We start from the raw sequence: 13832 nt of genomic DNA, 5'->3' as shown, positions 1-13832 counted from the left end.
GCTGCAAATTTAGACCATTAACCTGCATGAAGTAAATAATACACCAAGGCACCCGAAAAATAGCCAAGTAAGGCCAGCCAGGTAATTTTTTTGAAATACCAGAGAAAGTCTATTTTCAAAATCCCCATAATGGCTACACCTGCAGCTGAGCCGATGATCAATGCGCTTCCACCCGTACCGGCACAGTACGCCAAAAATTCCCAGAAGGTAGCATCAGTAGGGTAGACGGATAGTGGATACATGCCCATCGCACCTGCTACCAGTGGCACATTGTCGACAACCGAAGAGAGTAAGCCAATGAGGACATTGATAAGGTAGATATTACCAATTTCTTCGTTCATGGCTGTGGCCAACTGGCCAAGGTGGCCTGCTGTTTGCAAGCTCGCTACGGCCAGCAAGATGCCCAGGAAGAAAAGCACACTAGGTGTATCGACCTTCCTGATGACACCCGCCACAGAAAGGTGCCGACGATTATCGGTAGTTTTGTCGCGATGCAGGATTTCGGTGGTTACCCACAAGACCCCCAAACTCAGCAACATACCCATGAATGGGGGAAGGTGGGTGAGGTTTTTGAATACCGGTACAAACAACAAACCGGCTACTCCCAGCCAAAAGATGAGCGCTTGCTCTTTTGGAGTCGGCCGCCCGGAGACGGATTCGTGGTCTGCTTTTTTGGCCCGTTTAATTTCTCCCTTCTGGGTAAAGGTCACTACCAGCAAAGGCACAATAAGACAGACCAAGCTAGGTAAAAATACGCCGATGACGATATTAAGTGCCGTCACTTGCCCTCCAATCCAGAGCATGATAGTGGTTACATCTCCGATCGGCGACCAGGCACCGCCAGCATTAGCAGCAAGTACCACCATACCCGCGAAAAACCACAAATCCTCTTTTTTAACAATGAGTTTGCGCAACAAGGCTGCCATCACAATAGCTGTAGTCATATTGTCGAGTACCGCCGAAAAAAAGAAGGTGACGATGCAAATAATCCAGAGAAGTTTGACCTTGTTGGTGGTAGAAATACGGGCGGTCACCACGGCGAAACCTTCATGAGCATCAACGAGTTCTACAATAGTCATCGCTCCGAGGAGGAAAAATAATATTTCCGCAATTTCTCCAACATGATGGAGGATGGCTTCATCAATAAACCCTTCACCACTTTCGGGTAAAATGGCTTCTTGCCCGATGACCAATAACGTCCAGCAAAGTACACCCGTAAGGATGGCGGAAGCCGCTTTGTCAATTTTGAGTGGATGCTCGAAAGCAATGAAAATGTATCCTAGAACAAAGACAACGATGATCAATCCGTACATGGCATTGCTTTTGGTGACGGAACAAAAATAACTTTGGTGGTGGATTTTCAAACAAGGTAAAATAAAAGTATACTCGGGACAAGATAAGTGGGCGGAATAATTAGCTGAAAGGCAAGGACGGAATAAAAACGAGAATGCCAATATATATTTTGCACTAAAGTTTTTTCAGCAAACAATTGACGGCTCTGCGCATCATCTGACTAATGTACCGGAAGTAAAAAAGGGGTATTGCTTGCTAACTTACTGTTTATCAGTATTTCCTCCCGGTTACTTTGTGTTAAAAAAAGATAAAGGGAGTTTTTTTAAACGGGTTAAAGTATCTACTTTTGCGCAGGTTTTAACAAACGACCAAAAAGCGACGTAGCGTGAAAGTATCTTCCCGTTTCTCATCTTATCTTTTCGTAGTGGTGCTGGCACTATTGTCAGGCCCCATTTTTGCTCAGCACGATCATGACGAGCATGGTCATGATCATTCCCATGATGCCGCAGCTACCACCTCCCCAGGTGAGCACGGCGGTTGTGGCGATCATGCCGAGGATGGCGAGTACGATCCGGTATCTACAGTAATGAATCACATTGCTGATGCCAACGAGTTCCACGTGTGGAAAGATCTTCATATTCCACTCCCCGTATTTCTTTATGCCCCTGAGCATGGCTGGACAATAGGTACGAGTAGTATGTTTCACCACGGACATGCAGCTGTTGATGGTTATGTTCTCAACCATGGACGTGCCAATCGTATTGCTGATGACAGCTTCCCTATGGGCGAAGTACACATTGACGGCATTCTACACCAAGTAGAAACCATTACCGACGACAAAGGAAAGACCAAAGAGAAAGACGTTTACTTCGCTTGTGCGAAAGGTGAACTTTGGAAATTGGACAAGCCATCTACCTTAGATGGTGGTATTTTAGGTGGAGGTATAACCTCTTTCTACGATTTCTCTATTACCAAGAACGTGTTCACCATGATCCTGGCTTCATTGCTGTTGATCTTCATCTGGGGAGCTGTTGCTAAAGGTTACAAGAAAAATGAAGGCAAAGCTCCTTCGGGCATTCAGTCGTTCTTCGAGCCTTTCTTTACCTTTATTCGTGATGAGGTAACGAAGCCGATGATCGGGCCTAAGTACGAGCGCTTTCAGCCGTTTATCATGACCTTGTTCTTCTTTATCCTGTTTTGTAACCTTCTAGGGTTGATTCCTTTCTTCCCTGGTGGTGCCAACGTAACGGGTAATTTGGCTGTGACCTTGGTTTTGGCTGTACTGGCCTTTATCATCACTAATATCCATGGCAACGGACATTACTGGGAGCACGTAGTATGGATGCCGGGTGTACCGACGTTCGTAAAGCCAATTCTAACTATCGTAGAGGTATTAGGACTTTTCATCAAGCCGTTCTCGTTGATGATTCGTTTGTTTGCCAACATTTCTGCAGGTCACATTATCATCCTCAGTTTGATCGGTTTGATCTTCTTGTTTGGTGAGAATGGTGCAAGCGTTGGTGGTGCTGCAACAGGCGCATTCATCGGTGGCTTGTTTACCGCCTTTATGAACCTGATCGAGTTGTTGGTAGCCTTCCTACAGGCGTTCATCTTTGCTATCCTGACGGCCTCTTACATTGGAGCTGCGGTAGAAGAGCACGAACACCACGACCACGAACACGCACATTAATCAGACGCGACGCGTCGCGTTTTTAAGATACTTTTTTTAATCACAAAATTCCCTTTATCATGGGTGCAATTGGAGCAGGTATTGCCGCATTAGGAGCCGGAATCGGCGTAGGTTTGATTGGTAGCCACGCAATGGATGCTATCGCACGTCAGCCAGAAGCTGTTGGTGATATTCGTAACAACATGATCGTTACTGCGGCCCTCGTAGAAGGTGCTGCACTGTTTGCTATCGTAGTAGGCCTTTTGGCTGGCTAATTTTAGCAAACGATCAAAGAACCAACCAGTGGCCGTAGCGGTTGGCTGCGGCCACGGTTGATCTTTAAAAAGAATTGCCATTTTCTTTTTGCGTCAAGCAAAATCAAAATATATAGACAATGAATATTTTTCTGTTAGCTGATTTTTCTGTTATCAAACCAGATCCAGGTTTGATCTTCTGGACGTCTATCATCTTTATTGTACTGTGGACGGTACTAGGTCGGATGGCTTTCAAGCCAATTCAGAACGCTTTGAAAAAGCGTGACAACGATATCCAAGAAGCATTGGATGAAGCTAAGAAGGCGCGCGAAGAGATGTCGAACGTGCAGGCGGAAAACCAAAAGCTCCTGACGGAAGCTCGCGAAGAGCGTGCTCGGATGTTGAAAGAAGCCAAAGAAACGAAGGATCAGATCGTCAAAGAGGCCAAAGATCAGGCGCGCGAAGAAGCGAAGAAGATCGTGACCAATGCCCAGCAGGAAATCGAGAACCAGCGTAAGGTAGCGATGGCCGAGCTTAAGAAAGAAGTTGGTGCTATGGCGATTGGTATCGCAGAAAAAGTATTGCGCAAGCAACTGGCCGGCGACAAAGAGCAGGAGCAGTTTGTCAATACTTTGGTAGACGATATCAAGCTCAATTAATTGAAGTAAATACGCCATGTTTTGGCGTATCAGATCGAAAAGCCATGCATAGGCGTATCAAGATCTAGACGCTCTAAAAGGCGTGTAATATAATAACACAGGCGCATGTCAGTACAAAGAATCGCAGGACGCTACGCTAAATCCTTGTTGGACTTGGCTCGGGAGCAAAACAAGCTCGACCGGGTACTGGAAGACGTGAAGTCTTTTCAGGCTGCCAGCAAAAACCGGGACTTCTACCTGCTGTTAAAGAGCCCTATCGTTAATGCTCGCAAGAAGCTTTCCATCCTCGATGCCTTGTTCAAGGATAAGTACGATGAGATGACGATGGCTTTTCTGCGCATTCTGGTAAATAAAGGCCGTGAGCCTTACCTGCCAGAAGTAGCGGAAGAGTTTATTACTCAGTACAAAAAGATCAAGCACATTTCTACTGTAAAAGTGACTACGGCAAAGCCCATGACGGCTGCTGCTATGGAAGCGTTGAAGGCAAAACTTACAGTAAGTGATGCAACGGCCCAATCGGTAGAGATCGAAACAGCGGTAAACCCTGAACTGATCGGTGGATTTATCCTGGAGTTGGATGACAAAATCTACGACGCCAGTGTCGCGCAGAAACTGGAAGAAGTGAAGCGCAGCCTGCTTAGCTAAGCAGTACTAAGAACTAAATTATTATTCTTAAAAATAATTATAAATCATGGTTGACGTAAAACCTGATGAAATCTCCGCAATCCTTAAGCAGCAACTGTCTGGTTTTGACAGTGCTACGCAGCTAGAGGAATATGGCACCGTATTAGAGGTGGGTGACGGTATCGCCCGCGTTTACGGTTTGTTGAACGCCCGTGCGGGTGAGCTCGTTGAATTTGAAACTGGCGTTCAGGCCATCGTACTGAACCTGGAAGAAGACAATGTTGGTGTGGTTATGATGGGGCCTAGTGATGGTCTTCGTGAAGGCTCACGGGTTCATCGTACTGGCCGTATTGCATCTATTAACGTAGGGGAGGGATACCTTGGCCGCGTAGTGAACCCATTGGGTGAGCCTATCGACGGTAAGGGAGAAATCACTGGCACTACTTACGAGATGCCTTTGGAGCGTAAAGCTCCTGGTGTAATCTACCGCCAGCCAGTAAACGAACCCCTACAGACGGGTATCAAAGCTATCGATGCGATGATTCCTATCGGTCGTGGCCAGCGGGAATTGATCATTGGTGACCGCCAAACGGGTAAGACAGCGATCGCTATTGACACCATCCTGAACCAGAAAGAATTTTACGATCGCGGTGAGCCTGTTTACTGTATCTACGTAGCTTGTGGACAGAAGGCCTCAACCGTAGCACAAGTAGCACGTGTACTCGAAGAGAACGGTGCTATGCCTTACTCGGTGATCGTGTCTTCCTCTGCCGCTGATCCTGCTCCTTTGCAGTTCTACGCACCATTTGCAGGTGCATCTATCGGTGAGTTCTTCCGGGATACTGGCCGCCCAGCACTGATCATCTATGATGATTTGTCTAAGCAGGCCGTAGCTTACCGTGAGGTATCGCTGCTGCTGCGTCGTCCTCCAGGTCGTGAGGCCTATCCTGGTGATGTATTCTACCTGCACAGTCGTCTGTTGGAGCGTGCCGCTAAGGTAATCGCTGATGATGGCTTGGCTCAGAATATGAATGACCTTCCGGATAGCTTGAAAGAAGCAGGTATCGTTAAAGGTGGTGGTTCTTTGACGGCATTGCCGATCATTGAAACCCAGGCTGGTGACGTTTCTGCCTATATCCCTACCAACGTAATTTCGATTACCGACGGTCAGATCTTCCTCGAATCCAACCTGTTCAACGCAGGTATTCGTCCGGCGATCAACGTAGGTATCTCTGTAAGCCGGGTAGGTGGTTCTGCGCAGATCAAGTCAATGAAGAAAGTATCTGGTACCTTGAAACTGGATCAGGCACAGTACCGCGAATTGGAAGCATTTGCCAAGTTCGGTTCTGACCTCGATGCGGCTACCCTTTCGGTGATCGAAAAAGGTAAGCGTAACGTGGAAATCCTGAAGCAGCCTCAGTATTCTCCGGTAGCGGTAGAAAAGCAGGTAGCTATCATTTACTTGGGTACCAAAGGTATGTTGCGTGATGTTCCTGTTGAGAAAGTGAAAGAATTCGAAGAGTTCTTCCTCTCTGAAATGGAACGCCGCGAACAAGGAGTACTGGACAACTTCCGTGCTGGTAAATACCAGGATGAAGACCTTGCGAAGCTGGAAGCTTTGGCAAAGGAGCTAACGGCTCAGTACAAGAAGTAAGCAGTAGGGCACTAGCATACTGTTTCGAATTGTGAATACTTAATAAAGTTTGCCCCCGATGGCTAATTTAAAAGAAGTCCGTGACCGGATTGCTTCGGTCCAAAATACTCAGCAGATCACCAAAGCCATGAAGATGGTTTCGGCAGCCAAGCTGCGGCGTGCACAGGATGCGATCACTCAGATGCGCCCTTACGCCAACAAGCTGGACAGTATGCTGCGCAATATCCTTTCTAACCTGGAAGGAGATGCCGGTACTGTTTTTGGCCAGGAACGTCCAGTAGAACGTGCCTGTATTGTCGTCGTCACTTCCAATCGTGGTCTTTGTGGAGCGTTTAACACCAACGTGATCAAAGCAGCACTGGCCGCCATGAACGGTAAGTTTGCTGATGTTCACGCACGTGGCAACCTCACGATGCTGTTTATTGGTAAGAAAGGCAATGAGTATTTCAAGAAGCGTTACGCTGACTCAGTCAACATCATTTCCGATTACGTCAACCTGTTTGATGACCTGAGTTTTGACAATACCAAGAAGGTAGCTACTTACCTGATGGACAATTTTAAAGATGGACGTTTTGACGCGGTAGAGGTTGCTTACGGTGAATTCCGCAATGCAGCTATCCAAAATACGGTTCATGTTCCTTTTCTGCCAGTACCGAAGGTGGAAATGGAGGAAGGTGATACCAATCTTCGCGCAGACTATATCTTCGAGCCAAGCAAAGAGGGCTTACTGAGCCACTTGGTGCCAAGTATTCTACAAACGCAGTTCCACAAGTTCAACCTGGATACCCAAGCTTCTGAGCATGGGGCCCGGATGACTGCCATGGATTCTGCAACAGAGAACGCCAACGATTTACTGCGTGATCTGAAAATATCCTACAACAAAGCACGTCAAGAGGCAATCACCAACGAAATCCTCGAGATTGTCGGTGGTGCGGCAGCCCTGGAAAGTGCTTAGTGATATATGTTTAAAGTAAAGGTAAAAGGTCATTCTGCTTCGGCGGGATGGCCTTTTTTGTGCTCGTAGTGCTCGTTGCACTCGCGGGATTGTTCGCTGGCGCTCACGGGGGGGCTCATCCCGAAGCCTCGGGATTCGCGGGGGTACTCTCCCGATGCTCGGGATCGTGGTTGTGCTCGCCCCTAAGTCTCGGGACGAGCGGGCTTAGGTGCCCCAGTTGATAGGGAATACTACTTTTCTTTGTGTTCTAGTTGGAATATTTAGACTCAAACTATCTTTGCTTTAGCCGTGAACTATCCAGGGAATTAGGCCTCTAATCAACGCAATATCTTGTTCCCCTACTGGCGGGGGTGTGCAGAGCCTTATACGCCCGAAGAGCTACGCGTATCTCATTACTTCCGACTTCCGAATTCTCACTTCCGACCTTGAAAACCCTTTGTGTGTGATAGGGCGATAGGACTTACGTCCCATCCCAGCGTATATCATCCTTTCAGGACTAGGGCCTAGTAGATGATGATGCAAAAAAAGCGCTGGACAATGTAAGCTTATGTGAAAATCCTAGTCCGAAGGGCGGCAGAGGCTTCCCAATACCGGCAAAGCCGATGCAGCCCCACCTCGTGAGCGCTAGCGACCCCCCCCCGCGAATCCCGAGGCTTCGGGATGAGCACCCCCGTGAACCGCCGCAGGCGGAGAACACTACCGCGATCCCGAGCATCGGGAGAGCACCATCCCGAGCCTTAGCGAGTGGAACTCCCGATAAAATCTGCCTACTTGTAATCCCTGTTTTTCACGTAAAAGCTGCATTTTTGGAACTTTCTCCGAAAAGCAATAGCGATGAAGCAATTTACCTCCGTCTACGACATTGATGATCCAGCCAGTTTGGTGGCGGAAGCACTAGCCTTAAAGAAGGCACCTTATGCCAATCAAGCATTGGGGCAGAACAAGACCGTTATTTTGGTGTTTTTCAACCCCAGCCTGCGTACCCGCCTGAGTACGGAGCTTGCGGCGAAAAACCTGGGCTGTAATGTGATGACCCTCAACGTAGCCGATGGCTGGAAACTGGAGTTTGCCGATGGAACCGTGATGAATGGCGGCAGCGCCGAACACATTCGCGAAGCCGCCGGAGTGATGAGCCAGTATGCCGATATTTTGGGCGTAAGGTCGTTTCCTGATCTGGAGGATAAGGACAGAGATTATGCAGACGAGGTGATGAACGCTTTTATCAAACATGCAACCGTGCCTGTGGTGAGCCTCGAATCCGCTATTCGCCACCCGCTGCAAAGCTTGGCTGATTGGGTGACTATAGAAGAATACAAAAAGCGTATTCGTCCAAAAGTAGTGCTCACATGGGCGCCCCACCCCCGTGCCTTACCCCAAGCGGTGAGCAATTCCTTTCTGGAGTGGATGCAAGTAGCTCCGGTAGATTTGGTGTTAACCCACCCTAAAGGCTATGAACTTGACCCCTCCTTTGTGAAAGACACCCCCGTAGTTTATGATCAGGAAGAAGCATTTGCGGGTGCTGATTTTATCTACGCCAAAAACTGGTCGCCGCTAAATCCCTACGGAAAACCCCAGCCGATAGCGAAGGATTGGCAGGTAACTGCCGAGAAAATGACCCTGACGGATGAGGGCTACTTTATGCACTGCCTCCCGGTACGTAGAAATGTAGTGGTGAGTGATGCTGTTTTGGATGGACCACAATCATTGGTATTGCCGCAAGCCGGTAACCGACTTTACGCTGCGCAAGCCGTATTGCAGCGGATGTTAGAGAAGGGATAGTATTGGAATTACCACAAATTTGGCTGCGATTTTTTTCTAGGTCCGACTTAATTAAGGTTGGGCTGCTGTGGGATTGGTGAACGAACGATTTTAGAACGCAGAATAAATACCTGGGCAATAAGGCAGCAGATGATTAAGATGCTGATCTGGAATTTGTTCAAAGCATAAGCCGTAGCCACTACGTGGTCAGAGTCTGTGAGGAGTTCTTTGCCTACCGTGGTTTGGATGTTGCTAAGCATAAATAATTCGGTACGAATGGCATCAAGATGGAACTCTAAATCTTTGATGTTTTTATCAGTAGCAGGTGTTGATAGCAATTGCTGCTCTACATTTTCGTATGTTTTCAAGGCAGTTTTCAATCGTTCTAAAGACATCATTTCCTCTTTTACTAAAAAGGTGCTTTGGAAAGCAACCATAATCGAATCCATCTGCTGGCGATAAGTGCTAATTTCATCAATTGTTGGAGCGGTTGGCTTGGACGACGGAATCAGGATAGTTTTCTCAACCACCCGGTGCCGCTGATGAATAAAATCGGTAAGATGGTAAACGAAAGTGGAGGGCATTAGCCGATCTTCGAACAATGCAGTAGAGGCGGAGTTGATTTTTTGAAAAAAATGTCGTTCGAGGAGAATACCTCCCAACAACATTGTAATCATCAGAAGCAACACTATAGCTGCTTTGTATTTAGCGGGAAGGAAAAATTTAGACTTCATCGGGGACGATTTGGTGGTGGTGATTAGGGCGTTTTAGAAAAATAACGATTTTTTACGAAATAGGGTGGAATTACTTTTCTTGATAAGAAAGACCGGCGTATTGATCCATGATACACTTTTAGTCAGATTGTGTTGGTTACTCATTTCTTCTCTAAGCAATAGAAGTGTACATACACAACAAAAATTGTCACAAAGAAAAAGACTTAGAACATGAGAATAGGAGTCATCAATATGCCTGGACGTAACAGTTACCATGGGCAGAGCCTCAGAACTCGTTTTTTTATCCTTGGTTTACCTTTGTTTCCCACGAGTTGTATCTACAAAATCAGTGACAATCTGGGGATAGAAATTCCAATGGGGGGCAAAGATATTTTACATGCTTACGCAAAAATTCACTTTGGACTTCTTGGGATTGGAGGATTGATGTACGCTTCCAGTTTTCCCTCTTCGGGTGGGGTGATGAAGGCTATTTACATGTTGCTGGGTTTGGCCCTGATTGGTTTTTGTATTTATTCCTGGGTGGCACATTCCAGCGTAAATAAGGAGGAGGAAACCCAACGACGGATTTTCGGAAAGGCCTTTTTGTACAATATGTCACCGGAGTACTTGCCGAAAAATGTGCAGAAATCACTCTTCAGCGAATTATTGAAAGTGTACTTTGGTAAGTTTCTTAAACTGGATTGGGAAGAAGACATCAGGAGCAAGGCGGTAAGCAAAGAAAATTTTCCACTCCTCTATACCTTGGCCTATTACCAGAAAACCATTGCTGCTACACCTGCCAACCAGGTTTTGTTTACAGAAATAGCCGCTTACCTGCATAAAGGAAGGCAATTTGAAACGGCTGATGCCGCAAATTCGCAGGCGCGCACCGCTTCGGCACAAGCCAATTTTACCGGATCAGCTGCCGAAACTCATCATCAAGAACCAACTACCGATCATCAGTCAAACACCTATACATCAACATCCACCAACACCTCCAGTAATTTTTCCGCCAAAGAGCAAGGCAACTCCAAGGTGGAAGAAATGACCTCCAAGGATATTTTTGCACTTTATGATGCTCGCCAAAGTATCGTCAAGCAGTTGTTTTTGTTGGCAGGATTTTTTCTATTTGGCTTCATCATTGCCGCTATCTTTTCTGGCGGAGCGGCAACATTGGGCTACGTGTTTTTAATCTGCCTGACTTTTTACGGCATCATTTCCGCTATTGCTTTTCTACCTGGTTACCTGAAAATAGGCAAAGATATTGCCAACCGCAAGAAGATCAGGGTCAAGGTCAGAATCCGGGATATGGCGGAAGAATATGGCACTGCCTACCTGATTTTGCAGCCTAATCGGTATGGTATTAAAAAACTGACTGCTCCGTCCAAATTTTACTCGACGGGGCTTTTGAACAAGGAGTTGGAGATTTTTGTGAGCAAAGAATCTCATACCTTACTGGAGATTGTCACCGCGCGGTATTAGTTTTGCTGTACAAAAGCAGCCGTATGTTACGTATTCTCAAAATTGGTGGCAATGTTTTGGCCGACCCTCTGGCATTGGACCAGGCGCTTTCGTTTTTTGCTGATTACCAAAGCCCTGCCATACTGGTGCACGGGGGCGGCCGTGAAGCCAGTGATCTGCTCAAAAAGATGGGCCACGAAGCCAAAATGGTCAATGGTCGCCGGATTACAGATGCCGCTACACTGGAAGTTGTCACGATGGTCTACGCTGGTTTACTCAATAAGCAGCTGGTGGCTCAACTACAAGCCAAAAACTGCAACGCCCTGGGCGTTACTGGAGCCGACGGCAACCTCATCCGGGCGCATAAACGGATCGTCAAGGATATCGACTACGGCTTCGCCGGAGATATTGATGCGGTTAATACCGCAGGTTTTAAGTCGCTGCTGGAGGGGGGCTTCTCCCCGGTATGTTGTGCCATCACCCACGATAAGCAGGGGCAACTATTGAATACCAATGCGGATACCATCGCTTCCAGCATTGCCGTAGCACTGGCAGCGGCCTATGAGGTTGAACTGCTTTACTGCTTTGAAAAACCTGGTGTCTTGATGGATGCAGAGGATAATAAAAGTGTAATTGGGCACCTGAACCCCACAAGCTACGCGGAACTGAAACAAGAAGGCATTGTCCATTCTGGGATGCTGCCCAAATTGGACAATGCTTTCGCGGCGATAGCGAATGGGGTAAAAGCGGTTTATGTGGGGAATTTGGAAAGTTTAGGCAACGGTAAGGCTACTCGGTTGAGTTGGTGAAGGCAGTCTCAAAAAGTTTCTTTTTGTTGGTTCCTCGTTATTTATATATCACGATGCTCCCTGCTCCGTAGGTTTCAAACCCTGCCAACGGAGCATGGAGTCCAGGAAAAACAATCTTGAAGTAAAAAACTTGTTTAAAAAATTGGATTGTTAAGAAAATAAGGTGTATTTTTGCGTCGCTTTTTAACAAAGCAGTAGGCTTCACAGGTTGCTTACTTGGTATTTATTGCGGGTGTGATGAAATTGGTAGACATGCTAGACTTAGGATCTAGTGCTTCACGGCGTGGGGGTTCAAGTCCCTCCACCCGCACATACAGAAAAAAAGAGTTCCTAGTTGGGCTCTTTATACAGAATATATCGAAAGGATGGAGTGAGTAGGTTCGCTGCCATCCTTTTTTTGTCCGAAACCATTCAATATGGTAGGTGGCATTTGAATAATGATCGTCGACACAACTGTAGATCTCATTGAGTTGTTGGTCAATAACGAACGATCAAATTTTTGCACATTATACTTGTCTAATATTCTATGGCTACTATTGCACGAGAGGATATCGATGCTTTGAACGTTGCCCTTACGGTGACCGTTGCGAAGGAAGATTATTTAGCAGATTTTCAGAAAGAACTCAAGCGTTACCGTAAACAGGCTAGCCTCAAGGGATTCCGCAAAGGAAATATCCCGATGTCGGTGGTACGGAAAATGTTCGGACGCAGCATCCTGGCGGAAGTTGTTAACAAGGAGTTGCAGGAAGAAATGTCTAAATTTCTTTACGCCGAAGATGCTGAGATCGATTTTCTGGGGCAGCCTATCCCTTCTGAAGAGCAGGAAGAGTTTGAATTCAGTGTTTCTAATTTAGGCGATTACGTTTTCAAGTTTGACCTGGGGCTGGCACCACAATTTGAGGTGCAGGGCTTGGGCAATGAGGAAACCCTGGAGAAATATGTGGTAGAACCTGATGCAGCTACACTTGCGGAAGAGTTGATGAACCTACGTCGTCGTTTTGGCGTGTCTGAAGAAGTAGAAGACGCGGTAGCGGAGCGCGACATCATTACCCTCAAAGCAGTAGAGCTGGAAGGAGAGGAGCCTAAAGAAGGGGGTATCGAAAACGAATTCACCCTTTTTATTGAGAATATCACCGACGATGCCAGAGAGGCATTTTTAGGTAAGAAAATTGGTGATACGGCGATCTTGGACGTTTTCAATCTCGAAGCAAAAACCAGTGAAGAACATGTACGTAAGTACCTTTTAGGTTTGGACGAAGACGATGATCGCGATATTTCTGAAGCTTTTTCTTTAACCATCGATAAGATTAGCCGCCATAAGCTAGCGGAACTGGATGAAGATTTCTTTCAGAAAGCTTTTGGGGAAGGAGATGTAAGCAGTGAGGAGGAAGCGCTGGCTAAAATCCAGCAAGATTACCGTGGTTATTTCGAAGGACAAACCAACGCACTTTTGTTCCGCTCGGCCCAGGATCTATTGATGGAGAAGAATCAAGTCGTATTTCCAGAGACCTTCCTCAAGCGTTGGTTGCTGGTTTCTAACGAAAAGAATACGCCAGCAAGCGTCGAAGCTGGTTTTGAAGGCTTCGTAAAAGGATTGCAATGGACCTTGATCCGGGAGAAACTCGTCAAGCAGTTTGAACTGGAAGTGAAGCCTGAAGAGGTACGCCAAGGTTTTGCCCAACAAGTGATGGGCTATTTTGGTGGCCAGCGCCCCGAGTGGTTAGGTGATGAGATGATCAACGGTATGGTTGATCGTATGATGAAGGAGGAGAAAAGCGTTCGCGATAAGTTCGATGAACTGATGAACGATAAACTCAGCATCCGCATACAAGAAGAATTTACCTTAACCGATAAGGTGATTACCCCCGATGAATTGCAGGAAATTGTAGCCAAGATTCAGGCGGAAAATGAGGCCCAAAACCTCCTTCTTGAAGAAGAAGAGTAGTTCAAGTCAACCTCCCGGGCTGCTTGTTGTTAATAAGA

12 protein-coding genes and 1 tRNA gene are annotated in these 13832 nt (G+C 46.8%); 11 read left to right on the top strand and 2 right to left on the bottom strand.

Translation table 11 applies throughout. The features are described 5' to 3' along the window. Nucleotides 1-17: 17 nt before the first annotated feature. On the bottom strand, nt 18-1313 hold the full coding sequence (gene nhaD, locus AB0L18_RS04635) for a sodium:proton antiporter NhaD (RefSeq protein ID WP_367391412.1): 1296 nt from the start codon (nt 1311-1313) through the stop codon (nt 18-20). A 365-nt stretch (nt 1314-1678) separates the two neighbouring features. On the opposite strand from nhaD, the gene atpB reads away from it, so the two are divergent. The 7 genes from atpB (at nt 1679) to AB0L18_RS04600 (ending at nt 8887) form a co-directional block, all read left to right on the top strand. Further along, the gene (gene atpB / locus AB0L18_RS04630) at nt 1679-2983 is read left to right on the top strand and encodes a F0F1 ATP synthase subunit A (protein WP_367391411.1); all 1305 of its coding nucleotides are present in this window, start codon (nt 1679-1681) and stop codon (nt 2981-2983) included. Between the two features lie 59 nt (nt 2984-3042). Continuing rightward, nucleotides 3043-3237: an ATP synthase F0 subunit C gene (gene atpE, locus AB0L18_RS04625; protein WP_020538440.1), complete on the top strand. Its 195-nt coding sequence runs from the start codon at nt 3043-3045 to the stop codon at nt 3235-3237. A 119-nt stretch (nt 3238-3356) separates the two neighbouring features. After that, entirely contained in the window at nt 3357-3875 is a 519-nt protein-coding gene (gene atpF / locus AB0L18_RS04620; protein WP_367391410.1) for a F0F1 ATP synthase subunit B, read from the top strand. 105 nt (nt 3876-3980) lie between these two features. Then, complete coding sequence (gene atpH, locus AB0L18_RS04615) at nt 3981-4520, top strand: ATP synthase F1 subunit delta (protein ID WP_367391409.1); 540 nt, start codon at nt 3981-3983, stop codon at nt 4518-4520. 46 nt (nt 4521-4566) lie between these two features. After that, nucleotides 4567-6153 (top strand): F0F1 ATP synthase subunit alpha, encoded by a 1587-nt coding sequence (gene atpA, locus AB0L18_RS04610; RefSeq protein WP_367391408.1) that lies wholly within the window; start codon nt 4567-4569, stop codon nt 6151-6153. 58 nt (nt 6154-6211) lie between these two features. After that, nucleotides 6212-7108, top strand: coding sequence for an ATP synthase F1 subunit gamma (gene atpG / locus AB0L18_RS04605; RefSeq protein WP_367391407.1), 897 nt, complete (start codon nt 6212-6214; stop codon nt 7106-7108). 834 nt (nt 7109-7942) lie between these two features. Continuing rightward, entirely contained in the window at nt 7943-8887 is a 945-nt protein-coding gene (locus AB0L18_RS04600; RefSeq protein ID WP_367391406.1) for an N-acetylornithine carbamoyltransferase, read from the top strand. Nucleotides 8888-8934: 47 nt separating this feature from the next. Here AB0L18_RS04600 and AB0L18_RS04595 read toward each other — a convergent pair whose 3' ends face one another. Beyond that, a complete protein-coding gene (locus AB0L18_RS04595) occupies nt 8935-9600 on the bottom strand; it encodes an MCP four helix bundle domain-containing protein (RefSeq protein ID WP_367391405.1) in 666 nt (221 codons plus the stop codon). Nucleotides 9601-9810: 210 nt separating this feature from the next. On the opposite strand from AB0L18_RS04595, the gene AB0L18_RS04590 reads away from it, so the two are divergent. The 4 genes from AB0L18_RS04590 to tig all read left to right on the top strand — a co-directional run bounded on the left by AB0L18_RS04590 (nt 9811) and on the right by tig (nt 13794). Continuing rightward, on the top strand, nt 9811-11061 hold the full coding sequence (locus AB0L18_RS04590) for a hypothetical protein (RefSeq protein WP_367391404.1): 1251 nt from the start codon (nt 9811-9813) through the stop codon (nt 11059-11061). A 23-nt stretch (nt 11062-11084) separates the two neighbouring features. Continuing rightward, on the top strand, nt 11085-11849 hold the full coding sequence (gene argB, locus AB0L18_RS04585; protein WP_367391403.1) for an acetylglutamate kinase: 765 nt from the start codon (nt 11085-11087) through the stop codon (nt 11847-11849). A gap of 228 nt (nt 11850-12077) precedes the next feature. Then, nucleotides 12078-12159, top strand: a tRNA-Leu gene (locus AB0L18_RS04580). 216 nt (nt 12160-12375) lie between these two features. Next, nucleotides 12376-13794: a trigger factor gene (gene tig, locus AB0L18_RS04575; protein ID WP_367391402.1), complete on the top strand. Its 1419-nt coding sequence runs from the start codon at nt 12376-12378 to the stop codon at nt 13792-13794. The last annotated feature ends 38 nt before the right edge of the window (nt 13795-13832 follow it).

Source organism: Lewinella sp. LCG006 (assembly GCF_040784935.1).
Classification (GTDB): domain Bacteria; phylum Bacteroidota; class Bacteroidia; order Chitinophagales; family Saprospiraceae; genus Lewinella.
Note: the sequence above shows the minus strand (reverse complement) of the source record. Positions and strands in the feature narration are given on the sequence as shown.

Excerpts from the sequence above, each read along its gene's own strand:
- nhaD (WP_367391412.1), bottom strand. The coding sequence starts at position 1,313 with ATGTACGGATTGATCATCGTTGTCTTTGTTCTAGGATACATTTTCATT.
- atpE (WP_020538440.1), top strand. The coding sequence starts at position 3,043 with ATGGGTGCAATTGGAGCAGGTATTGCCGCATTAGGAGCCGGAATCGGC.
- atpF (WP_367391410.1), top strand. The coding sequence starts at position 3,357 with ATGAATATTTTTCTGTTAGCTGATTTTTCTGTTATCAAACCAGATCCA.
- atpH (WP_367391409.1), top strand. The coding sequence starts at position 3,981 with ATGTCAGTACAAAGAATCGCAGGACGCTACGCTAAATCCTTGTTGGAC.
- atpA (WP_367391408.1), top strand. The coding sequence starts at position 4,567 with ATGGTTGACGTAAAACCTGATGAAATCTCCGCAATCCTTAAGCAGCAA.
- atpG (WP_367391407.1), top strand. The coding sequence starts at position 6,212 with ATGGCTAATTTAAAAGAAGTCCGTGACCGGATTGCTTCGGTCCAAAAT.
- AB0L18_RS04600 (WP_367391406.1), top strand. The coding sequence starts at position 7,943 with ATGAAGCAATTTACCTCCGTCTACGACATTGATGATCCAGCCAGTTTG.
- AB0L18_RS04595 (WP_367391405.1), bottom strand. The coding sequence starts at position 9,600 with ATGAAGTCTAAATTTTTCCTTCCCGCTAAATACAAAGCAGCTATAGTG.
- AB0L18_RS04590 (WP_367391404.1), top strand. The coding sequence starts at position 9,811 with ATGAGAATAGGAGTCATCAATATGCCTGGACGTAACAGTTACCATGGG.
- argB (WP_367391403.1), top strand. The coding sequence starts at position 11,085 with ATGTTACGTATTCTCAAAATTGGTGGCAATGTTTTGGCCGACCCTCTG.
- tig (WP_367391402.1), top strand. The coding sequence starts at position 12,376 with ATGGCTACTATTGCACGAGAGGATATCGATGCTTTGAACGTTGCCCTT.